At 66.1% G+C, this 22,426-nt stretch carries 22 protein-coding genes; 12 read left to right on the plus strand and 10 right to left on the minus strand.

All coding sequences use genetic code 11. From position 1 onward, the window contains the following. The first annotated feature begins 94 nt into the window (after positions 1-94). Positions 95-1,963, plus strand: a complete 1,869-nt coding sequence (locus AB0N05_RS28200; RefSeq protein WP_364699249.1) for a MinD/ParA family protein — start codon at positions 95-97, stop codon at positions 1,961-1,963. A gap of 60 nt (positions 1,964-2,023) precedes the next feature. Here AB0N05_RS28200 and AB0N05_RS28205 read toward each other — a convergent pair whose 3' ends face one another. Next, positions 2,024-3,013 (minus strand): LLM class F420-dependent oxidoreductase, encoded by a 990-nt coding sequence (locus AB0N05_RS28205; RefSeq protein WP_364699251.1) that lies wholly within the window; start codon positions 3,011-3,013, stop codon positions 2,024-2,026. A 117-nt stretch (positions 3,014-3,130) separates the two neighbouring features. Beyond that, positions 3,131-3,901 (minus strand): helix-turn-helix transcriptional regulator, encoded by a 771-nt coding sequence (locus AB0N05_RS28210; RefSeq protein ID WP_364699253.1) that lies wholly within the window; start codon positions 3,899-3,901, stop codon positions 3,131-3,133. A gap of 114 nt (positions 3,902-4,015) precedes the next feature. Between AB0N05_RS28210 and AB0N05_RS28215 the strand changes: the two genes are divergently transcribed. Next, entirely contained in the window at positions 4,016-5,251 is a 1,236-nt protein-coding gene (locus tag AB0N05_RS28215; RefSeq protein WP_364699255.1) for an IS256 family transposase, read from the plus strand. A gap of 131 nt (positions 5,252-5,382) precedes the next feature. Here the strand turns inward: AB0N05_RS28215 and AB0N05_RS28220 are convergent, their stop codons facing one another. Both AB0N05_RS28220 and AB0N05_RS28225 read right to left on the minus strand, forming a co-directional pair. Continuing rightward, positions 5,383-5,907 carry a DUF6879 family protein gene (locus tag AB0N05_RS28220; protein WP_364699257.1) on the minus strand — a complete coding sequence of 175 codons (525 nt, stop codon included), beginning with the start codon at positions 5,905-5,907 and terminating at the stop codon, positions 5,383-5,385. Between the two features lie 124 nt (positions 5,908-6,031). Next, entirely contained in the window at positions 6,032-6,943 is a 912-nt protein-coding gene (locus AB0N05_RS28225; RefSeq protein ID WP_364700064.1) for a LysR family transcriptional regulator, read from the minus strand. Between the two features lie 414 nt (positions 6,944-7,357). On the opposite strand from AB0N05_RS28225, the gene AB0N05_RS28230 reads away from it, so the two are divergent. From AB0N05_RS28230 to AB0N05_RS28260, 7 genes are all read left to right on the plus strand, one after another. Continuing rightward, positions 7,358-8,302 carry an EamA family transporter gene (locus AB0N05_RS28230; RefSeq protein ID WP_364699259.1) on the plus strand — a complete coding sequence of 315 codons (945 nt, stop codon included), beginning with the start codon at positions 7,358-7,360 and terminating at the stop codon, positions 8,300-8,302. A 122-nt stretch (positions 8,303-8,424) separates the two neighbouring features. Next, positions 8,425-10,197, plus strand: a complete 1,773-nt coding sequence (locus AB0N05_RS28235; RefSeq protein ID WP_364699261.1) for an FAD-dependent oxidoreductase — start codon at positions 8,425-8,427, stop codon at positions 10,195-10,197. A gap of 79 nt (positions 10,198-10,276) precedes the next feature. Beyond that, on the plus strand, positions 10,277-10,900 hold the full coding sequence (locus tag AB0N05_RS28240) for a pyridoxamine 5'-phosphate oxidase family protein (RefSeq protein WP_364699263.1): 624 nt from the start codon (positions 10,277-10,279) through the stop codon (positions 10,898-10,900). An 89-nt stretch (positions 10,901-10,989) separates the two neighbouring features. Further along, positions 10,990-12,222: a MurT ligase domain-containing protein gene (locus AB0N05_RS28245; RefSeq protein WP_364700066.1), complete on the plus strand. Its 1,233-nt coding sequence runs from the start codon at positions 10,990-10,992 to the stop codon at positions 12,220-12,222. Further along, entirely contained in the window at positions 12,219-12,929 is a 711-nt protein-coding gene (locus AB0N05_RS28250; protein ID WP_364699265.1) for a glutamine amidotransferase, read from the plus strand. Before AB0N05_RS28245 ends, AB0N05_RS28250 begins: the two co-directional genes overlap by 4 nt. A 193-nt stretch (positions 12,930-13,122) precedes the next feature. Next, on the plus strand, positions 13,123-14,751 hold the full coding sequence (locus tag AB0N05_RS28255) for a GMC oxidoreductase (protein ID WP_364699267.1): 1,629 nt from the start codon (positions 13,123-13,125) through the stop codon (positions 14,749-14,751). Between the two features lie 225 nt (positions 14,752-14,976). Beyond that, a complete protein-coding gene (locus tag AB0N05_RS28260) occupies positions 14,977-15,759 on the plus strand; it encodes an ion transporter (protein ID WP_364699269.1) in 783 nt (260 codons plus the stop codon). Between the two features lie 2 nt (positions 15,760-15,761). On the opposite strand, the gene AB0N05_RS28265 is transcribed toward AB0N05_RS28260, so the two are convergent. From AB0N05_RS28265 to AB0N05_RS28280, 4 genes are all read right to left on the minus strand, one after another. Then, positions 15,762-16,973 carry a low temperature requirement protein A gene (locus AB0N05_RS28265; RefSeq protein WP_364699271.1) on the minus strand — a complete coding sequence of 404 codons (1,212 nt, stop codon included), beginning with the start codon at positions 16,971-16,973 and terminating at the stop codon, positions 15,762-15,764. A gap of 65 nt (positions 16,974-17,038) precedes the next feature. After that, positions 17,039-17,611 carry an SRPBCC family protein gene (locus tag AB0N05_RS28270; RefSeq protein WP_364699273.1) on the minus strand — a complete coding sequence of 191 codons (573 nt, stop codon included), beginning with the start codon at positions 17,609-17,611 and terminating at the stop codon, positions 17,039-17,041. Positions 17,612-17,753: 142 nt separating this feature from the next. Continuing rightward, the gene (locus tag AB0N05_RS28275) at positions 17,754-17,942 is read right to left on the minus strand and encodes a DUF1918 domain-containing protein (protein ID WP_364699275.1); all 189 of its coding nucleotides are present in this window, start codon (positions 17,940-17,942) and stop codon (positions 17,754-17,756) included. Positions 17,943-17,985: 43 nt separating this feature from the next. Next, the gene (locus AB0N05_RS28280; RefSeq protein WP_364699277.1) at positions 17,986-18,582 is read right to left on the minus strand and encodes a TetR family transcriptional regulator; all 597 of its coding nucleotides are present in this window, start codon (positions 18,580-18,582) and stop codon (positions 17,986-17,988) included. Between the two features lie 57 nt (positions 18,583-18,639). Between AB0N05_RS28280 and AB0N05_RS28285 the strand changes: the two genes are divergently transcribed. The 3 genes from AB0N05_RS28285 (at position 18,640) to AB0N05_RS28295 (ending at position 21,881) form a co-directional block, all read left to right on the plus strand. Next, positions 18,640-19,215 (plus strand): dihydrofolate reductase family protein, encoded by a 576-nt coding sequence (locus AB0N05_RS28285; protein ID WP_364699279.1) that lies wholly within the window; start codon positions 18,640-18,642, stop codon positions 19,213-19,215. Between the two features lie 362 nt (positions 19,216-19,577). Next, positions 19,578-20,843: an aspartate kinase gene (locus AB0N05_RS28290; RefSeq protein ID WP_364699281.1), complete on the plus strand. Its 1,266-nt coding sequence runs from the start codon at positions 19,578-19,580 to the stop codon at positions 20,841-20,843. A 3-nt stretch (positions 20,844-20,846) separates the two neighbouring features. After that, complete coding sequence (locus AB0N05_RS28295) at positions 20,847-21,881, plus strand: aspartate-semialdehyde dehydrogenase (RefSeq protein ID WP_364699284.1); 1,035 nt, start codon at positions 20,847-20,849, stop codon at positions 21,879-21,881. A gap of 67 nt (positions 21,882-21,948) precedes the next feature. Here AB0N05_RS28295 and AB0N05_RS28300 read toward each other — a convergent pair whose 3' ends face one another. Next, positions 21,949-22,149: a hypothetical protein gene (locus AB0N05_RS28300; RefSeq protein WP_364699286.1), complete on the minus strand. Its 201-nt coding sequence runs from the start codon at positions 22,147-22,149 to the stop codon at positions 21,949-21,951. Then, complete coding sequence (locus tag AB0N05_RS28305; protein ID WP_364699288.1) at positions 22,146-22,355, minus strand: hypothetical protein; 210 nt, start codon at positions 22,353-22,355, stop codon at positions 22,146-22,148. Before AB0N05_RS28305 ends, AB0N05_RS28300 begins: the two co-directional genes overlap by 4 nt. Positions 22,356-22,426: the final 71 nt, after the last annotated feature.

Genomic DNA, 22,426 nt, shown 5'->3' on the forward strand with positions numbered 1-22,426 from the left:
CCGCTGACGTCTCGGAGAGGCGGCGCTACTGCTAGCGTTGAAGCCGCATTAGCGCCGAGCTCTCTGTTCGAGCTGTCGAGCAGATGGGGGACACGTGACCACGAACGATCAGAATTCGACCTCGCAGCCCGGTACGGGCGAGCCGGGGGACACCGACGACTCCACCCGCGTGGTGAAGATCAAGGACTTGACCGAGGTCCCCGCACCCGCGGAGGACTCGGCCGCCGAGGTCGCGGAGCCCGCCCCGGACGCCGACGAGCAGCCGGCCGGATTCTTCCCGCCGGTCCCTGATTCGATCGAGCAGCCCACCGAGGGTCCGTTCGCCGGATCCGGTGATGGGCCGAACCCCTTTGCTCCCGGACCGAACGGTCCGTTCGCTCCCGGTGCGGGTGCGCCCGGCGGACCGAATCCGTTCGCGCCGGGCGGTTTCGCCCCCTCCGGTCCGTACGGCGGTCCCGGCGGTCCGAACGGCGGTCCCGCCGGTCCGAACGGACCCTTCCCGACCGGTCCACAGCCGAGCTTCCCCGGCGGTTACCCGATGCCGGATTCGGGGCAGTTCGCGCCGCCGCCGAATCCCGGTGCGCCCGGCGGGTTCCCGCCGCCCGGTGGCGGTTACGGCGAAGTCCGCGACGAGACCCCGTACGGCGAGATCCGGCAGGAGATCGGCAGCGACGGCATGGTCCGCCGCGTGTTCCCGGAGAACCGTGGCGAACCGCAGCCGGAACATCCTGGCGCACAGGGGCAGCCGGGTCAGCCCGGTATGCCCGGTCAGTTCGGCGGCTCCGGCCAGCCGGGTCAGTTCGCGCCCGCCAATGATCAGCCGGGCGGGCCGATCTACAGCTGGTCCCCGCCGCCGGTGCAGCAGCATCAGCCGCAGCCGCCCATGCAGCAGCCGGGTTCTTTTCAACAGCAGGGCCCGCAGCAGGGCGGCCCGCAACAGGGTCCGCCGCCGGGCTGGAATGGCCAGCCGCAGCAGGGTTTTCCGCAGCAGGGTTACGGGCAGCAACCGCCGCCCGGGCATTCGGTCAATGACCTGAATCTGCTGAAGCGGGCCCGCCGGTCTCCGCGCGGCGGCTGGCGGCGCGCCGTGCACAAGGCGTCCGGCGGCATGATCAATCCCGGTGAATCGTCGGCCGATGTGGTCTACGGGCAGCTGGTGGAGCGGGTCAACCAGCCGGTGCGCGGCGACTACCGGATCGCCATCCTGTCGCTCAAGGGCGGTGTCGGAAAGACCACCACCACGGTCGGTCTCGGCTCCACCTTCGCCTCGGAGCGCGGCGACCGCGTCATCGCCATCGACGCCAACCCCGACCTCGGCACCCTGGCCCATCGCGTACCCCGGCAGACCCGCTCCACGGTGCGGAACCTGCTGGAGGACACGCACATCACCCGCTACTCCGATGTGCGCGCCCACACCTCGCAGGCCCCCAGCCGCCTCGAAGTGCTTGCCAGCGAACAGGATCCGGCAGTGTCGGAGGCCTTCAGCGAGGCCGACTACCGCAAGGCCATCGGCATCCTGCAGCAGTTCTACAACATCATCCTGACCGACTGCGGCACCGGACTCATGCACTCCGCCATGGCGGGCGTGCTCGATATGGCCAGTTCACTGGTCCTGGTCACGTCCCCGGCCATCGACGGCGCGCGCAGCGCATCGGCAACCCTGGACTGGCTCGACCACCACGGCTACCACAAGCTGGTGGAACGAACTGTCGTGGTGGTCAACGCCTCCCGCAAGGGTTCCTCCACGGTCGACCTGGACCAGCTCCGCAAACTGTTCCTGGACCGCACCCGAGCCGTTCAGGTCGTCCCGTTCGACGACCACCTCGCCGAGGGTGCGGAAATCGACCTCGAACTGGTCGGCAAGCCCACCCGCCGCGCCCTTCTCGAACTGGCCGCCATGGTCGCCGACGACTTCGGCTACCACGCGGCCCAACAGGGCATGCACCCGAACCAGCAGCGCTAGGCTGGATCAGACGTACGAAGCCCCGCAGCAGAAGTGCTGCGGGGCTTCGTCGTTCAGGAGTCAGCCGCGAACCAGCGGGGCGAGCGCGCGGCCCGCGAGCTCCACCGACCCCGCCTCGTGGCCATTGGTGATCATATTGACGATCAGGCCGTCGATTCCGTGGTCGAGCACCCGGGTCTGCAGCTGCTCGGCCACCTCGTCGGGCGTGCCGACGAACTGCCGATCGGCCGGCGACTGCCGCAATGCCTCCACCGGCAAGGCCGACAAATCCGAAATACCCTGCCGCCGCAGCAGTTCGGCCTGCGACTTGCGGGCGCGGTCGCCGTCCTCGTCCACGATGACGAAGGCCAGGAAGCTGGTCTCGAGGGTCTTCGGATCGCGACCGGCCTCATCGAGGCGCGCGTGCAGGGCCTCCAGCTTGCGCGGCAGCTCCGACGCATTGCAGATGATGTTCAGATGGTCGGCGAAGCGAGCCGCCAGTGCGAACGTCTTCTTCTCGCCGCCGCCGCCCAGCAGAATCGGCAGATCATCCCGCACCCGCGGCTCGTTCATGGCGTCCTTGGTGCGATACCACTTGCCATCGAAGGTGGAGTGCTGGCCGCGCAGCATCGGCGTAATGATCTCCAGGGCCTCTTCGAGGCGTTCGAAACGCTCGGTGAAGGAACCGAATTCGAATCCGTAGGCCTGGTGCTCCAGCTCGAACCAGCCCGCCCCGATGCCGAGCACGGCTCGTCCGCTACTCACCACATCCAGGGTGGTGACGGTCTTCGCGGTAAGCGCCGGATTCCGATAGGTATTCCCGGTCACCAAGGCGGACAACTGAATTCGCTCGGTGACGGCCGCCAGCCCGGACAACGCGCTGTACGCCTCCAGCATCGGCTCACCCGGCGCGCCGAGCAGCGGCAACTGATAGAAGTGGTCCATGACGAACGCGGCATCAAACCCCGCCGCCTCCGCTTCCCGAGCCTGCGCGGCAACCGCCGCAAACAGATCCTTCGGCGCAACCCCATAGCTGAAATTCGGCATCTGATACCCGAGACGAATGCTCATGCCCATACGCTATGGGCTGGAGTGCACTCCAGGTCAAGGCCTGACTTCGGCCTGATTCGGATCCAGCCGAGTAGCCGGCGCGGTTCGCCGGTAGCGGCTACGCCCAGGCCGTCGTGCCTATGTCGGTCGTGCCGCGACGGCTATCTGGATCATCTCGCGGGCGGCTTCACCTTTTGCGGCCTGTTTCATCAGGATCTGAAACGCTCGCTCGTAGAGAGCTACCTCGCGTGGCTGGGTGATGGTGAGTTCGGCGCTCACTGTTTCCACTTGAACCTGCCGAACGTCGTACATCAGGAAGTTGGTTACCGGAGCCCGGAACCGCGCAGTACGTGGAATGATTCCTAGGGCCACCCGCGACGAACGAACTTGTGCCGCAAGATGTTCGAGCTGGCTTACCATGATTTCGTCCGAACCTACTGTTGTGTACAGCGCTTGTTCGGCAATCAGGAAGTGAAATCGCCTCATGCCCTTGCGCAGAACCTGCTGACGCTCGATCCGCACTGCTACGGCGGCGGTCAGGTCGTCAGGGCCGCCGACGAATTGGATGCACTCCCTCAATACCTCGGTTGCGTATTCCCGTGTCTGCAACAGCCCGGGGATCAGGTCCGGGTCGTAGCCTCGGATCAGCTTGGACTCGGTCTCTACCTTGGCCGTCTTTTTCTGGGCATTGTGGGACTGAATCCGCTTCCACTCCAACCAAGCGGCCTCGACATTCCGCACTGTCGCGATCAGATCGGCAACGTGTAGAGGTGCGTTGGTCAGCGCACACCAGGTATGGATGTCTTGCTCCGTCGGTGTTTGCTTCCCGTGCTCGTAGCGGGAGACCTTGGAATTATCCCAGCCAGCGAGCCCAGCGAGCTCCAGGCCGGTCAGGGTTGAGTCCAGCAAGATGGTGTACCAGCTCGTAGCTCGACCGATGAGTGTCGAACCCCGGACATGAGGGTGGTCACCGCGTGATCCTTCAAGAGACCTACCAAGTCAGCTGAAGGAAGAAGTCACGCGATGACCGCTATCCAGCCTATCGATCCGAGCACCGTGTTGTCCGAGCAATTGGCCGCTGCCAGCCCGGATCTGCTGCGCACGCTGCTGTCCACATTCGTGCAGACCCTGATGGGCGCCGAGGCCGACGCGGTCTGCGGCGCCGGCGACGGCGAACGCAGCGACGAGCGCGTCAACTCCCGCAACGGTTACCGCCACCGCGATTTCGACACCCGCGTCGGCACCCTCGATATCGCGATCCCCAAACTCCGCCAAGGCACCTATTTCCCGGACTGGCTGCTCGAGCACCGCAAACGCGCGGAACGGGCGTTGACCTCGGTGGTCGCGACGTGCTACCTGCTGGGCGTGTCCACCCGCCGAATGGAACGCCTCGTCGAATCATTCGGTGTGACAAAGCTTTCCAAGTCGCAGGTCTCGATCATGGCCGCCGAGCTCGACACTCAGGTCGAAGCGTTCCGGACCCGGCCTTTGGATCAGGGCCCCTACACGTTCCTCGCTGCCGATGCCCTGGTGCTCAAGGTTCGTGAGAACGGGCGCGTGGTCAACGTCCACGCTCTGATCGCGACCGGCGTCAACGCCGACGGCTATCGTGAAATCCTTGGGCTGCAAGTGGTTTCCGGCGAAGACGGGGCCGGTTGGCTGGCTTTCTTCCGGGACCTGGTCGCCCGCGGTCTGTCCGGGGTCGCCCTCGTCACCAGCGACGCCCACGCCGGGCTGGTGGCCGCGATCGGCGCGACCCTGCCGGGCGCGTCCTGGCAGCGTTGCCGCACCCACTACACGGTCAACCTGATGTCGGTCTGTCCGAAATCCTCGTGGCCATGGGTGAGGACCTTGCTGCATTCGGTGTTCGATCAGGCAGACACCGAATCGGTTGCCGCCCAATATGATCGGATGCTGGACGCCTTGTCCGAGAAGCTTCCGAAGGTCGCCGACCATCTCGACGCGGCCCGCGCGGACCTGCTGGCGTTCACCGGATTCCCCAAGCAGATCTGGCGCCAGATCTGGAGCAACAACCCCCAGGAACGGTTGAACAAGGAGATCCGCCGCCGCACCGACGTGGTCGGAATCTTCCCCGACCGCGGTTCGATCATCCGCCTGGTCGGGGCCGTGCTGGCCGAGCAGCACGACGAATGGATCGAGGGCCGCCGCTACCTCGGCCTGGACGTGCTCGCGCGCTCACGCGGGCTCACACCCACCGACGAACAGGAGGACACTACACCGGCAGAACTCACTGCCTGACCACCATTTCGGATCAAGCGGTGACCACCCCGGTTACACCACGCGTTTGGACTTGACCCCGGTCAGGCCGGTCTGTTTCCGGAGTTCTCGGAGCCGCGCGCCGAGGGTTTCTCGTGCCTGCTGGACGCTGCTCACTGCTTGATTCGGTACTCCGCGTGAGGGGTCGCCAGGCTCCACACCCGATCGCGGACGATACGGCAGAGATCGACAATCTTTGGATCACAGGTGACGGCAAACCCTCCCAAGGTTTCATCCGGCCGGAAAGCCGTGAAGGCTACCGTGTCATCATCGAACAGCCACCAGTCGTCGGTGGTCAGCTCGTCAGGGGTGATCGAATGGCGCGGCAGCCAACGGATGTCCTCTCCGGAGTCGATATTGCTTCCCGTAGTGGCATAAAGGAACCGCGTGTAGTCGGTATGGGGTTCGGTGACCACGCGTACCCGCTGCACCGCACGTCTCGACGCGGTGACCTCTCGCATGAGGTCATCCCAGTGCTGCCATTCAGGGTCGTATTCGAACTCGCCGGTTTCGAGGAACTTCGCCAGCGCTTCGGCTTCGTCCTCTACCGCGTAGCTGTCCTGGACCTCCAGATGAAACGCCCGCCGCCGGCAGTCCCGGAACAGCTGTTCTTGCTCGTCACTGGTGAGTAGTTGCATCGTCCGGACGGATTTCCTTTCCCATCGGTACCTCGATGCTTCGTTCCCCGGCAGGGGGATTGATCACTGCCAGTGTGGCTGGGTCGGTGACAGGAAGCACTGACCGGGACGACGCTGGAAAGGGTCAGGGTCGGGACTGATTTGGGGATGTTGCTCGGCGGGCTGCCTCCTGGAAGGCGGCCAGTACGGCCGCCACTGCGGGGCGCTTCTCCGCGTCTGGGCGGGTGGCCAGGTCGTAGATTCGGGCTGCTCGGACTCCCTCGAGGCGGAGCATTACGAGGTCTGGGTGGCGGACGGCGTAGCGGGGCATGAGGGCGATGCCGTAGCTGGAGGCGACCAGGGCTTCGATTACGGTGAAATCGTTGAGGCGCTGGGCTATTCGTGGTTGTACGCCGGTGACTGTGGCGATTGAGCGGAGGACGTCGTCTACCGGGAATCCGCCGCGGACGCTCAGCCAGGTCTCGTCCGAGAGTTCTGCTGGGACTGCGGTTCCATTGCGCGCCAGGCGATGTCCCGGGGCGACTACCACGTCGATCGGCTCTCGCATGAGTACTCGTGAGGACACGCGGGCCCCGGCCAGGGATGCGCCGCGCTCATCGCGATGGGTGAGTACTACGTCGTAGTCCGCCAGTAGGCGGGGTACCTCTACCGGGGGTACATCCTCATCGCGGGCCACCACCTCGACGCCGCTGTCCTTCAGGGCCGCGAGCACGTGCGGTAGCAGCAGCGCTGCGCCCGACGGGAACAGTGCCACGCGTACCTGACCCCGTGGTGACCCTCGGTAGGAGGCCATTTCGTGTACGGCCTTCTCCATGGCGGCCAGGACCTCGTCGGCCCGGACCACCAGTGCGCGACCGGCGTCCGTGAGTCGGACTCGACGACCGTCCGGTTCCAGTAGCGCCACTCCCGCTTCCTGTGCGAGCACTTTCAGTTGCTGGGAGACCGCTGAAGGGGTCATGGAGAGCGCTTCAGCGACTGCCGCTACCGTCCCTCGATCCGCCAGCTCCCGCAAAACCCGCAACCGTTCGATCGACATGACCGGCCCGGCCGCTGTCCCCGCACTGTCACGCCCCTGAATTGCCGGTTCGCCCTGAGGGATCGGCCGGGGGGTCGGGTCGTCGGCGGGCCGTCCGTGGCCTCCGCTGGGATTCGATTCGAGGTGGCCGGTTGCGGCGGCGCTCACTCGGCGGGGTTGGGGTGCGCGGTGTGCGGCGGGGTTCTCGGTGGTCGGGCGGGGTTGTTCGAAGGGGCGTGTGCCGGGTGGGGGTGTGCCGCCTTGTGAGGTGGCGTCGGCCGGGATTCGGCGAGGTGGGCGGGCCGTGCGGGGTGGGACGGTGCCTTCGCCCGGGGTGTGGGGGTGGTCATCCTGCGGCATAGGTAAGTTCTACTACATTGTTGGTGCAGAATTATTCGATTGTTCTTACCTATTGGCGGGCTTCAATATTTCGGCATGACGAATCGCGATCGACTGCTCGGGCTCACGGTGGTGGTGCTGTGGGGGCTGAACTTTCTGGCCATCCGGGTGGGGCTGGACCACTTCCCTCCGTTCTTTTTCGCGGGGCTGCGATTCGCCGTTATCGCGATTCCGGTGCTGATCTTCGTGCCGCGGCCGCAGGTGCCGGTGCGGTGGCTGCTGCTCTATGGCGTGGGGTTCGGGATCCTGCAGTTCGCGTTCCTGTTCACGGCCATGCGGGAGGGGATGCCGACCGGGTTGTCCTCGCTGGTATTGCAGTCGTCCGCGCCGTTCACGGTGTTGCTCGGGGCGGTGTTCCTGCGCGAGCGGTTGCGGCCGATCCAGTTGGCCGGGATCGCGGTGGCCATGGCGGGTATGGCGGTGATCGGCTGGGATCGTTCGCATACGGCGGCACTGCTGCCGGTGCTGCTGACCCTGGCGGGCGGGCTGGGCTGGGCGTTCGGAAATATCGGATCCCGGCTTGCCGCAGCCGAATCCGAGAACTTGAATCCGCTGCACCTGACCTTGTGGATGACCGTCATTCCGCCGCTGCCGCTGTTCGCGCTGTCCATGCTGACCGAGGGGCCGACGACCGGCTGGAATGATCTGACCGCCTCCTTCGCGCCGAGCGGTCTGCCTGCCTTCGCCGCCCTGGCCTACATCGTGTTGCTGGGCACCATCGCCGGTTCCGGCTTGTGGACCTATTTGATGAGCCGCTACCCGGCGGGCACCGTGGCTCCGCTGTCGCTGCTGGTGCCGGTGGTGGGCATCGCGGCCTCCTGGACATTCCTGCACGAGAATCCGTCGGCCCTGTCCCTGGTGGGTGCGGCCATCGTGATCGCCGGAGCGTTTACCGCCACCTCGGCCGGTCGTAAGGCCGTCTCCGTGGAGTCCACCCGGCCCGCGCAGGTTCCGGACGCAGTCATCCCCGTCTCCGCCTGAACCGACCACTCATCCGCGAACTATGTCCGATTCCGGGGAGTGATTCCGCACTAATCCACCCCAACCGACCACCCGTTTGCGAGAGATCCCTAGGATCCCTCTCAGGCTCGGGAGGTTGGGAAATGGCGGGACAGCATTTGTCCGTCACGCGGCGGACGGCACTGCGCGGTGCGGTCGCGGCGGGGGCGATGGCGGGGGCATTGACGGCGGGGGCCGTCCGCCCGAATACGGCCTCCGCGGACCCGGGCCGCCGGGTCGCGGTGCTGGGGGGCGGCGTGGCCGGTATGACCGCCGCGCACGAGCTCGCCGAGCGCGGCTTCGACGTCACCGTCTATGAACGGCGGGCGCTCGGCGGCAAGGCGCGCAGCATTCCCGTCCCGGGCACCGGCAAGGACGGCCGCCCGGACCTCTGGGGCGAGCACGGCTTCCGCTTCTTCCCCGGCTTCTACCGCCACCTGCCCGACACCATGCGTCGAATCCCGTTCGCGGGCAATGCCAATGGCGTGTGGGACAACCTGGTCGCCGCCCCCGAGGCCCGCTTCTCCCGCCGCGACGCCGACGACACCATCATTCCGATGGGCAAGGCGGGCCGAATCTGGGCCACCCCGGACGACTTCCGCGAAACCGTCGGCTCCGCCATCGCGACCACCGCCAAGATGCCGCAGACCGACGCGCTGTTCTTCGCCAATCGACTATTGGTCTTCAACTCCAGCTGCGATGCCCGCCGCTACGAGCAGTGGGACAAGATGTCGTGGCGCGAATACGTCGGCGCGGGACGGCGTTCCACCGAATTCCGCATGCTGCTCTCCCGCACGTTGACCACCCTGCTGGTGGCGGCCAAGGACGATCTGGCCAGCACCCGCACCATCGGGAATATGGGCGAGCAGTTCCTCGGCAACCCCTTCGAGGTCGGCAATGACGGCGCGCTAGACCGCCTGCTGAACGGCGCGACCAATGAGGCCTGGATCAATCCGTGGGCGGATCTACTACGTAGCCTCGGCGTGAAATTCGTGAGCGCGGAGGTGCGCGGCCTGGAGTTGACCGACCGCCGCATCTCCGGAGCGCACGTCGTCGACTCCTCCGGGAACGCACGGACGATCGAGGCCGATTACTTCATCTCCGCCATGCCGGTGGAGGTCGCCCGCACCCTGTGGACACCCGAAATCCTGGAGCTGCGACCGGAATTGGCGGGCATGAGCCAGCTCACGGTGGATTGGATGACCGGCATCCAGTTCTTCCTGAAACGGCCCTCGAATATCGCGCGCGGGCACGCTGCCTACGTGGATTCCCCGTGGTCGCTGACCTCCATCGCCCAGAACCAGTTCTGGAATCGCACGCCGCTCACCGGTTTCGGTGATGGCAGCGTGCAGGACTGTGTCTCGGTGGATATCTCGGACTGGAACACCCCCGGCCTGCTGTCCGGCAAACCGGCCAAGGAATGCAGTCCGGACGAGATCGCACGCGAGGTGTGGGCTCAGCTCAAGGCGCACCTGAATGACAAACACGATCTACTGAACGACGATGACCTGCATTCCTGGTTCCTGGACACCGGCATCGCCTGGGACGCGGGCAAGAAGCGCAACACCAATACCGACCCGCTGCTGATCAATACCGCGGGCTCCTGGGCGCTGCGCCCGGACTCCTACCATCCGGATCTCGAAAACCTGTTCCTGGCAGGCGATTACGTGCGCACCAATGTCGACCTGGCGACCATGGAGGGCGCGTCGGAGGCGGCGCGCACGGCCGTGAACAAACTCCTCGACGTCACCGGTTCGGATGCGCAGCGCTGCAAGACCTTCCAGCTGTATCGCGCGGTGGAGCTGGAACCGTTCCGGCAGCTCGATATCGGCCGCTACCAGGCCGGTCAGCCCAACCTCTTCGATAGCCCGCTCTGAAAATCCGCTCGGGTGGAATTCCGCACAGTCCAGCGGAAATAAGTGGTGCGGCGGCCGGTCCGGGGCGTTGAATCGAGGCATGAGCGAGATCACCGACCCGGACCAACTGCGCGAACTCCTCGGTGCACCGATGCCGCGAGCGGCGACGAAGGATCGGTACACGCTGCACTCTCTCGACCGGGAGTGGATCGCCACCTCCCCGTTCGTAGTCTTGGCCACCAGTGACGCCGATGGCAATTGCGATGCCTCCCCGAAGGGTGATCCGGCCGGTTTCGTGAAGGTGCTCGACGACAAGACCATTGCGATTCCGGAGCGCCCCGGCAACCGCCGCGCGGACGGCTACCTCAATATCCTGTCCAACCCGCACGTCGGCGTGATCTTCCTGATCCCCGGCCGCAAGGAGACGCTGCGGATTAATGGCCGTGCGCGCCTGGTCAGCGACGCACCGTATTTCGACGACATGGTGGTGCGCGGCAATCGCCCGATCCTGGCCGTCGAGATCGCGATCGAGCAGATCTTCCACCACTGCGCCAAGGCCTTCATGCGCAGCGGGCTGTGGCAGCCGGAGAAATGGCCGGAGGACAACCTGCCCGGTGTCGCGCAGATCGCCAAGTCTCTCAAGCCCGATATGGTCGAAACGGTGGAGGAGCTGGCGGCCTACTACGCGCCGGAAACCTACGAGAAGAAGCTCTACCAAAGCTGATTGCGGGGTATCTCACGCCCCACACCCCCGATGCCGCCTGCACGCTCGCCCCGCCATCCCCATAAGCTCGTCCCGTGGCAGACATCTCGATGCGCGGACAGCTGGCGCTGCGGGCGGCAACCGCCGCCGGTTGGGCCTCGCAGAAGGCCGGGCGCGGTAAGGGATCGATGATCGGCGGGCTGATCGCCCTGAAGATCGATCCGTCGATCATGACCCAGCTGGGTCATGGCCGTCGCACGGTGCTGGTGACCGGCACCAATGGCAAGTCCACCACCACCCGCATGACGACCGCCGCGCTACAGACGCTCGGCCCGGTCGCCACCCAGGCCGACGGCGCGAATATGGACGCCGGGATCGTGGCCGCACTCACCGCGAATCGCACCGCGCGGCTGGCGGCCATCGAGGTGGACGAACTGCACCTGCCGCATGTGGCCGACGCGCTGAACCCGGCCGCCGTGGTGCTGCTCAACCTTTCCCGCGACCAGCTGGACCGGGTCGGCGAGATCAATATGATCGAACGCCGCCTGCGCGCCGGTATGGCCCGGCACCCCGACGCCGTGCTCATCGCCAATTGCGACGATGTGCTGATCACCTCCATCGCCTACGACCACCCGAATGTGGTGTGGGTCTCGGCCGGTAGCGGCTGGGCGGTGGACGCCAGCAGCTGTCCGCGCAGCGGCGAGCCGATCGTGTGGGAGGGCGAGCACTGGTACAGCACCGGCGCGGACTTCAAGCGTCCCGAACCGCAGTGGCGGGTGGACGAGCACACGCTCTATGGCCCCGAGGGTCTGGAACTCCCGCTCGCCCTTGCTCTTCCGGGCCGCGCCAACCGCGGTAACGCGGCGCAGGCCGTGGCCGCGGCCGTGGCCATGGGCGCGGACGCCGCGAAGGCCACCGTGGCGGCCGGATCCGTGCGCGAGATCGCGGGCCGCTACCGCACCGTCGAGGTCGGCGACCATTCCGCGCGCCTGCTGCTGGCGAAGAACCCGGCCGGATGGCAGGAAGCGCTGTCCATGATCGATCCCGCCGCAACGGGTTTGGTGATCGCCGTCAATGGCCAGGTGCCCGATGGCGAGGACTTGTCCTGGCTCTGGGACGTGCGCTTCGAGCACTTCGAGGGCACCCAGGTGGTGGCGGCCGGAGAACGCGCCACCGATCTGGCCGTGCGCCTCACCTATGCCGGAGTCGAGCACATCACGGTCGCGGATCCCTTGCGCGCCATCGCATCCTGCCCGCCGGGTCAGGTGGAAGTGCTCGCCAACTACACCGCGTTCCGCGACCTCAATCGCGATCTGGAGCAGAAGGACGGGGTGCGGGCATGAGTGACTCGACCGTACGCATCGGCCTCGTCCTCCCCGACGTCATGGGCACCTACGGCGACGGCGGCAATGCCGTGATCCTGCGCCAGCGTCTGCGCATGCGTGGCTATGACGCCGAAATCGTCGAAATCTCCTTGAGCGACCCGGTTCCCAACTCCCTGGACCTCTACACGCTCGGCGGTGCGGAGGATTCCGCGCAGCGCCTGGCGACCCGTCATCTGCAGCGCTATCCGGGCCTGCAGGAAGCCGCCGAGCGCGGTGCTCCCGTTCTCGCCATCTGTGCCGCCATCCAGGTTCTCGGCCACTGGTACGAAACCTCTTCCGGCGAACGTGTGGACGGCGTAGGCCTTTTCGATGTCACCACGTCTCCGCAGGACAAGCGCGCCATCGGTGAAGTCGCCACCACGCCGCTCATTCCCGGCCTCTCCCAGGCCCTCACGGGCTTCGAAAACCACCGGGGCGGAACCAAACTCGGTGGTGACGCCGCCGCCCTCGCACGGGTGACCCGGGGCGTCGGCAATGGCGTCGGCGACAATCTCGAGGGCGTTGTGCAGGGCTCCTGCATCGGCACCTACATGCACGGCCCGGCCCTGGCGCGTAACCCGGAGCTCGCCGACTATCTGCTGACCCAGGCGCTCGGTGTGGATTCCCTTGCTCCCCTTGCCCTCCCGGAGGTCGATCAGTTGCGCCGGGAACGCCTCCGCGCCTGATCGGCAACCGCTCGAGCCACCGACGCCGCCGCACCGCTTCCCACGGTGCGGCGGCGTCTCTCATCTGCGGCTATTTCCGCCGCGCCGACCGGCCGCCGGTGTGTCGCAGGCCGCCCGGTGACGAACGTGTTGTTGCGGTGGCGACCGCCCGGTAGTGTCGCGCGCGGCCATACGTGATGAGGGAGGTGGCCGCTTGCGCAGGCGCGCCGTGTTGAAGGCTGCCGTTTCGGCGGCCCTGCTGGCGGGCGTCGGGACGGGTGCCGCTGTACGCGGTGCGGGTCCCGCGTCGGCCAGTCCGCTCTGGAACGCGATGTTCGAGAAGTGGGTGCCGGAGATTTTCGCACCGCTTCCGGATCCGCCGGAGCACACCGAGGCGATCGTGATCGGCTCCGGATTCGGCGCGGCCGTCACCGCCTTGCGACTGGCGCAGGCCGGGATACAGAACTCGGTGCTCGAGCGCGGCTCGCGCTGGCCCAATGATCCGTGGCGGGAGATCTTCACCGGCGACGATCTGCCCGACGGCCGCGGCTTCTGGCATCGGACCAGCTTCACCGGCGTCACCAAGGTGCCCATGCCGTTCGCCGATTTCGGCGGCGTCCTGGATGTCACCGAATATCCCGGCATCGATGTGTGGCGGGCCGCGGCGGTGGGCGGCGGTTCCATCGTCTTCACCGGTGCCATGGTCGCGCCGCCCAAGCACCTGTTCGATTCGGTGTTCGGCGGGATCGTGAGCTTCGACGAACTCGATCGCGTCTACTACCCGCGCGTGCGGGAAATGCTGCGGCTGAGCCCCATGCCCGCCGACGTCTACAACTCACAGCCGTTCACCCACTCCCGCATGTGGGATCAACAGGTGCGGGCCGCGGGTTATGAACCGCTGCCCAATGATTCGATCTTCAACTGGGATGTGGTGCGCGCCGAACTGGCCGGGAATTCCCGCGCCTCGGCCACCGCCTCGCGCAGTAATCTCGGCAATTCCAACGGCGCCAAGTTCGATCTGAACCAGAACTACCTGCGCTACGCCGAGGCCACCGGCCGCACCGGCATCTTCCCCGGCCATCGCGTGGACGCCATCGGCCAGGACGGCACCGGCAAATATGTGGTCACCGTGACGAAACTGGCTCCCACCGGACAGGTCCTCAATACCCGCACCCTCACGTGTAATCGGCTGTTCCTCGGGGCAGGCTCGGTCGGCACCTCCGAACTGCTGGTGCGCGCCCAGGCCACCGGAACCCTGTCGCGGCTCAATGGCGCGGTGGGCGACGGCTGGGGCACCAATGGCGATGTGGTGCTGGCCCGTTCGGCCAGTGAGCTGGCCGGGACCGGCGGCGGCGTGCCCAGCGCCAGCCGCATCTTCGATGATTCCGGCATGCCGCTGACCCTCGAAAACTGGTATGTCCCCGGCATTCCCGTGGAGACCGGCGCGATCGCCTCACTCGGCATGGTGCTCGATTCGACGCGCGCCCGCTTCGGCTACGACCGCGCCTCGAATTCGGTGGGGCTGTCCTGGTCGAAGGCGACGCAGGATCGCGTGCTGGCGGCGTGCAAGGCCGTGGACGGCAAGATCGGCGGTCGCGGTGGTTCCAGCGTGGACTATTCGCCGATCGGGTATGACGCCAATGCCTTCTTCACCGCGCATCCGCTCGGCGGCGCGGTGCTGGGTCAGGCGACCGATTCGTACGGTCGCGTGCACGGGCATCCGGGGCTGTACGTGATGGATGGCGCGGGCATCCCCGGCAGTACGGCCACGGTGAATCCATCGCTCACCATCACGGCCATCGCGGAACGCAATATCGAAGCGATCATTCGCGCGGGCAAATAGCGCGGGCAAACAGATAGTTGCCCTGTGGATGAAATTGCCGCAGGGACTTCTGCCGAGTGGAAAACCGCGCCGGGATAAAAGTCCCGGCGCGGAATACCGTCTCGACCTCGCATCATTCGCCTCGGACCCGGCCGCCGTTCAGCAAACCCAACTACGCTGGCGCGAATCCGTTCGATGTGGAAGGGGCCATGACTCTTGTTCGATCCGGTTCAGCATGAAGATGCGGTGAGTCCGCCGGAGGTCGAGGAGTACCCCCGCAAGCCGCCCGCGCTGTGGACCGATTTCGTCATGCTCGGGCTGGCCGTGGTGTCGGTGGCACTGGTCGCATGGGTGACCTTCTTCCCCGTCGCGGGCGACACCTATCGAGCCATCCGGTACGTCGACTACGCCATTTGCGCGGTATTCGCGGCCGAATTCCTCTGGCGCTGGCGGCGGGAGGGCTGGAGCTGGACCTTCCCCTTCGTCTACTGGTACGAGGTCCTGGGCATGATCCCGGTGACCAGTCCCTTCTTCCGCGGCTTCCGCCTGCTGCGCATCGTGGTGATCGTGGTCCGGCTGGCGCGCGTGGCCGACCGCGCCTTCGGTGACCGGGTGACGGCCGCGATCGTGAACCGTTCGGTCGGCCTGATCGTCGACGCCGTCAAGCGCCCGGTCACCATGGCCGTCCTGGACGAGGTCGCCGAGGTGTTGCGCACCGGCCACTACACCCGCAATATCGCCGCCGCTCTGGAGGAGAACCGGCGCGAGATGGACCAGATGATCCTGGAACTCATTCGCCAGGATCCGCAGCTGGGCCGGGTGCGCTATCTCCCGTTCCACGAGGACATCATTCGCGGTATCGCGGATGCCAGCTTCCGCATCGTTTTCCAGGTCCTCGACGATCCCCGCACCGACGAACTGGTCGCCGATGTGCTGCGGGAGAACGTGAATCAGATGCGGGACGCGGTGAAGGAGGGCGTGCGAGTGCCGGAGTCCGTGGACCACCGGCAATTTCGCCCGGCCCCGTAGTACTAGCTCAGCTGCCCATGCCGGACCGCTTCACGCGGCTGTGCGTACCGGACCACCTCCCAGGCGATCAAAACCAGCAGCACGCCACACAGGATGCCGAGCGCGGCCAGCGCGGGCAGGTTGGTGGCGAGCGGAATGGCGGCCAGCAGCGCCACGGCCGTCACGATGCGCGGGGTCAGCACCTTGCCGCTCGCGTAGTGCCGGAACCCGACCAGCGCGAGCAGATACACCGCGGGCCCGGCGAACAGCGCGATCAGCGGGATGCCGTGCAGCTCGTCGCTCAGTGAATGCCCCTGTGCCCCACCCACATAGCTGAGCACCTTCTTCAATCCCAGTGCCACGGCCACGATTCCGGCGATCATCGGGAAGTGCCAGTAGGTGTAGCAGTTGCGGGCGATCTGGATGCGGCGTTCCCCGCTCGCGTGCTGCAACTGGTGTTCCACCACCATCGCCGCCACATCGAAGTACGCCCACCACATCAGGCCCGCGACGGCCAGCCCCAGCATGGATCCGACGGTGATGGACCAGGAGATCGGCAGCCCGGCCACACCGACGCCGATCGAGACGATGGATTCGCCGAGCGCGATGATGACGATCAGCCCGTATCGCTCGGCGAAGTGCGAGGCCGAGTTGAGCCGCCAGTCATTGCCCGCGAAGAACGTCCACAGCATGTCCCCGCCCAATGCCGCGAACCACAGTGCGATCTGGAGGTTTCCGGTGTTGAACGAGCCGAGCAGCAGCAGGCTGCCGACAATGGTGAGCGATCCGGCCGACCAGCGCACCACCTGGCCGCGCAGCTGTTCGTCCTCGGCGCTGGCCAGCAGGAACACACCCAGGTGCACGACCCGCACCAGGAGATAGGCGATGACGAAGACGAGTGGTCCGTACCAGCCGCCCGGAAGATCATGGAAGGCTTCGGGAATCGCGAGGGCGATGATGAAAACGCCGCCCATGGCGACGAACATGGCCACTCGGACTATGCCCTCATCGGCCTTGACCACATTGCCGAGCCACGAGTAGGCGATCCACGCCCACCACAGCAGCATGAGGATCAGGAGCGCGCGCAGCATATTGACCGCGGTGGTCTCGTGCGCGGCGAGGTCGGTGACCATCGTGAAGGCGAAGACGATCACGAGGTCGAAGAAGAGTTCCAGTTGAGTGACGGAGGCGTCCTCCGCCACGGTCGTGACGCGAGAGCGTTGCGCACCGGGCATAGAGGACATCTTGCAGGGTGCGGAGCGTAAAGGCAGCGCAAAATGCCGCCGTTTCGCCTAGGGCGTCAGGCGGTTCCGAATCCGGGCTGGTAGTTCGAGTTGTAGCGCAGCGGCGGGTACGGCGCGGGCTCGTAGGGCGCGGGCTCGGGGGCGACCGGCTCGGCGTAGGGCAACTGCTCGGGTTCGGACAGGCCCTCGATGCCGGTGACCGATTCCACGAAGGAGATGAAGTTCTCGATCATGGCCTCGCCCTCGCGCCGCGCGGAGCGCTTGAGCAGCATGCCGGGCGCGGGAATCGGCAGGTAGACCTCGCTGTGGTACCAGACCTCGGTCGCGCCATCCTCGAGTTCGGCCACTTCGAACCAGCCCTTGCCGCCAGCTCCGGCGCTGCTCTCGGACACGTTCCAGGAGATGCGGTCCGTGGTGCAGCTGTATTCGACGACCTGCCGGTCGGGGCGGCCCATCAGGCTGGCCGACACATAGACCCGTTTGGGCCGTCCGTTCTTGTCTCGGGTGGCGACCCGGACGTCGGTGTGCGAGGGCGACCAGTCGGGAAGTTGCTCGACCATGAGCAACGCCTCCATCACCTGTTCGGGATCGATGTCGATGACGAAGCGGTGATCAGTCTTAGTACGCATGCAAAGCCTCCAGTCTGGGCACCGATTGTGACCAGCGTCGCTCTGCGAGTCAACTATGCCAGAGGCCGATGACGGCCGCCCGATATGGCGGTTTCGCGAATAACGCTGTCCGCCAAGAGAATCGGAAAAACCGGTCTTTTTGCTACTGGTCCCGGTGTTCGACCACCGAATCGGGTCCGGGGAACACCAGGCTCTCGCGCCCATCGGCGAAGCGGACCACGAACGGCGGCGACCCGTCGGCTCCCCGCACTTCGATGATCTCCGCAGTGTGATCGGGCCGCCCGACACTGCGGCCGTGCACGACAAGCCGGTCACCGACATTCGCTCGCATGGATCGAATTATTCGCCGATCGTGAGTTGCGTCACAAGAGTGCTCAACTGTCAAGGGGGATGGCACGTTCGACCGCCATGCGGATCAGCTCGGCCGCCTGCTCCTCGGTGAAAAGGTCCGGGAGCGTGAGTCGTTCGAGAATCAGCCAGTTCAAGGCCAGGTACAGCAGGTGCACGGAGTCGGCGTCGCCGGGGAGTCCGGAGTCGTCGTGGCTGCGCAGGTTGAAATCGAGATCCGTTCGCACCCGCTTGGTCAGGATGGCCTGAAGTTCCGGGCGGCGGGTGGCCTCGAGCCGCAGTTCGAGCAGCGCCAGGTAGCCGGTGCGGAAGTCGGTGATGCGTTCGACGACCGCGGCCATCAGGGCGACGTAGGTCTCGCGGGTGCGCGGCCCCTCCATGACCGGGGGGCCGGCTTCGGCGGCGGGCAGGAGTCGTTCGTAGAACCGGTTACCGGCCTGGATCAATAGTTCGTCGCGATTGGGGAAGTAGTTGGACGAGGTCCCCGCGGGTACCGCCGCCTCCTTGTCGACCGCGCGGAAAGTCAGCCCGCGAGCCCCCTCACGTGCGAGAACCTCGATTGCCGCGTCGATCAACGCATTCCGTCGTTCCGGATTCGTCCGAACCACTTGACACCACTCCATCCGTAGTACTATGTTTCAACCACTACGAACACAGTACTACAAACGAGGCGGTACAAGATGCGAAAGCTTACTTACTACGTGGGCGTCTCCCTCGACGGTTACATCGCAGGTCCGAACGGCGAAGTCGACCTGTACCCCGTCACCGAGGACGTCACCGCCTGGATCACCTCCCACTACCCCGAGACGGTGCCGGTGCACCTCCGCCCGCATCTCGGAGTGCCCTTGGACGAGCCGAACAAAGCCTGGGACACCGTCCTCATGGGCCGCGCCACGTACGAGCCCGGGCTCGCGGCCGGCGTGGAGAGTCCGTTCGACCACCTGAAGCAGTACGTCTTCTCCCGCACCTTGCCGCCGAGCAGCAATCCGCAGGTGGAGATTGTCGACACCGACCCGGTCGAGCTGGTCCGGCAGTTGAAGAAGGAGGAGGGCCAGGGCATCTGGCTCTGCGGCGGCGGCGATCTGGCCGGCCAGCTCATCGACGAGGTCGACGAACTGGTCCTCAAGAGCTATCCGGTGATCCTCGGCGCGGGCGTCCGGTTGTTCGGCGGCAACTACCGTCCCGCCAACTTCCAGGTCACCGCGCGCGAGGCCCTCCCCGGCGGAGCGCAGGTTACCTGGGCCACCCGTGCCTGAGTAGGCGCGCATCCGCCGGGCCCGGCTCGGCACACCTTGTTCGTTCACGAAAGGCGGTATCCCTATGCGAAAGTCCTCCACCACCTACCCCGTTCTCCCGAACGCGCGGCAGTTCGCGAATCGCCCCGTCCACCCGACCCCGAAGGCCGTGAAGGGCCGCCGGGGCGGTGTCTCCAGCGGCTCCGCCTACCGCCGGTGAGCCATCACGCGCCGATCGGCCGCTCCTTGCCTCTCGCGGGCAAGGATTCGGCCGGTCGAGCGTCTGCTGCGGGGTAGCCGGGGAGGTAGGGCGAAATCTCGTGGACCTTGGCCGGTAACCTGGGGCATCGGTAGCAGCATTGTCGATCTTGGAGGATTCCCCCGTGGCTCTCGTCGTCCAGAAGTACGGAGGATCCTCGGTCGCCACCGCCGAGCGCATCCGGCGCGTCGCTGAGCGGATCGTCGAGACCAAGAAGCAGGGGCACGACGTCGTCGTCGTGTGCTCGGCCATGGGTGACACCACCGATGAACTCCTGGATCTGGCTCAGCAGGTCGCGCCCGCGCCGCCCGCCCGCGAAATGGACATGCTGCTCACCTCGGGTGAGCGCATCTCCAATGCGCTGGTGGCCATGGCAATTCATTCCCTGGGCGCCGAGGCTCGCTCGTTCACCGGCTCGCAGGCCGGTGTCATCACCACCGGCACGCACGGCAACGCGAAGATCATCGATGTCGCACCGGGCCGGGTCCAGGCCGCGCTGGGCGAGGGCACCATCGTGCTGGTCGCCGGTTTCCAGGGCGTGAGTCAGGACAGCAAGGACGTGACCACGCTGGGCCGCGGTGGTTCCGATACCACCGCCGTCGCGCTGGCCGCCGCGCTCAATGCCGACGTGTGCGAGATCTACACCGATGTGGACGGCGTGTTCAGCGCCGACCCGCGCATCGTCTCCGATGCCCAGAAGCTGGACACCGTCTCCTACGAGGAAATGCTGGAGATGGCCGCCTGCGGCTCGAAAGTTCTCATGCTGCGCTGCGTCGAGTACGCGCGCCGCTATAACGTGCCCGTTCATGTGCGCTCGTCGTACACGGACAAGACCGGCACCCTGATTACCGGATCGATGGAGGACATCCCGTTGGAGCAAGCAATCCTCACGGGCGTCGCGCACGACCGCAGCGAGGCCAAGGTGACCGTGGTCGGCATTCCGGACAAGCCGGGTTACGCCGCCAAGGTGTTCCGCGCTGTGGCCGATGCCGAGATCAATATCGACATGGTGCTGCAGAACATCTCGAAGGTGGAGACGGGTAAGACCGACATCACCTTCACCCTGCCCAAGCTGGACGGCCCGCGCGCGGTGGAACTGCTCACCAAGCAGCAGGGCGATATCGGCTTCTCCCAGGTGGTCTACGACGATCACGTCGGCAAGGTCTCCCTGGTCGGTGCGGGCATGAAGTCGCATCCGGGCGTGACCGCCACCTTCTGCGAGTCCCTCGCCGAGGCGGGCATCAATATCGACCTCATCTCCACCTCCGAGATCCGAATCTCGGTGCTGGTCAAGGACAACGATCTGGACGAGGCCGTGCAGGTGCTGCACAAGGCCTTCGACCTGGGCGGCGACGAGGTCGCGGTCGTCCACGGCGGAACGGGGCGTTAAGTCATGGGTGTGCGTGTAGGAGTCGTCGGCGCGACCGGTCAGGTCGGCGCCGTCATGCGGAAGCTGCTGGAAGAGCGCAACTTCCCGGCCGATGAGGTGCGGTTCTTCGCGTCCGCCCGCTCGGCCGGTAAGAAGCTGCCGTTCCGCGGTGAAGAGATCGTGGTCGAGGACACCGAGACCGCCGATCCGACCGGTCTGGACATCGCGCTGTTCTCGGCCGGGGCCACCATGTCCCGGGTGCAGGCCCCGCGCTTCGCGGCCGCGGGCGTCACCGTCATCGACAATTCGTCGGCCTGGCGCAAGGACCCCGACGTGCCGCTGGTCGTCTCCGAGGTGAACCCGGAGGCCACCCGCAATCTGGTCAAGGGCATCATCGCCAACCCGAACTGCACCACCATGGCCGCCATGCCGGTGCTCAAGGTGCTGCACGACGAGGCCGGTCTGCAGCGGCTCATCGTGTCCAGCTACCAGGCGGTTTCGGGTAGTGGCCTGGCGGGCGTCGAGGAATTGGCGTCGCAGGTGCGCGCGGTGATCGGCGATGCCGAGCAGCTGGTGCACGACGGTTCCGCGGTCGAATTCCCGGCCCCGAACAAGTACGTCGCCCCCATCGCCTTCAACGTGATCCCCCTGGCCGGTGCGCTGGTCGACGACGGCTCCGAGGAGACCGACGAGGATCAGAAGCTGCGCAATGAGTCCCGCAAGATCCTGGGCCTGCCGGAGCTGCTGGTCAGCGGCACCTGCGTGCGCGTCCCGGTCTTCACCGGCCACTCGCTGTCCATCAATGCCGAATTCGCCGAGCCGATCTCGCCCGCCCGCGCCAAGGAACTCCTGGCGTCCGCGGCCGGTGTGAAGCTCGTCGACGTCCCGACCCCGCTCGCGGCGGCCGGTGGCGATGAATCCCTCGTCGGCCGCATCCGTCAGGATCCGGGCGTCCCGGATGGCCGCGGTCTCGCGTTGTTCATCTCCGGTGACAACCTTCGCAAGGGCGCGGCGCTCAACACGATTCAGATCGCCGAGGTTCTGCTCGCTAACCGCTGAGCCCGGAAAATGATCTCGCGGACCGTTTGATCCTTAGGATCAAACGGTCCGTTTTCATATTCAAGCTTCAATCTTCCCAGAGTTCGGCGCAGGGGAGTGGCGGAAGATCGTCCGCGGCCTGTCCATTGATGGTCACTTCAATACTGTGCGGTCTCAAATGCGCCGCCACTCGTTCCGCTATTGTGCGTTCAGCGCGGTAGTCCAGGATCATGCCGCCCGGAAAGCGCAGGCGCACATGGACTTCACCGGTTTTCGGGGCGGCGGTCATCTGGGCGCTCGATGTGCGTGCGCCTGGGTTTTCAGTGCCGGTGAGTTCCGGATGCCCTCGCGTTCGAGCCGGGCGGTGATGCTTTGCACCGTCGGTCCGTGCATGGGGCTGGAATACTTGATGGAAACCACCGCGCATGCTGCGAACCACATTGCCGCACCGCCGATTCCGGCACCTAGTAGGAAGAAGAAGAGTTCGCCGGGCATGACCACCTCTTGTCGTCCGATTGGTTCGACGGGTCCTCTTCAAACGTTAAACACAGAAAAATTGCGGTGCA

Origin of the sequence: Nocardia sp. NPDC051030 (genome assembly GCF_040683015.1) — a bacterium.
Lineage (GTDB): Bacteria > Actinomycetota > Actinomycetes > Mycobacteriales > Mycobacteriaceae > Nocardia.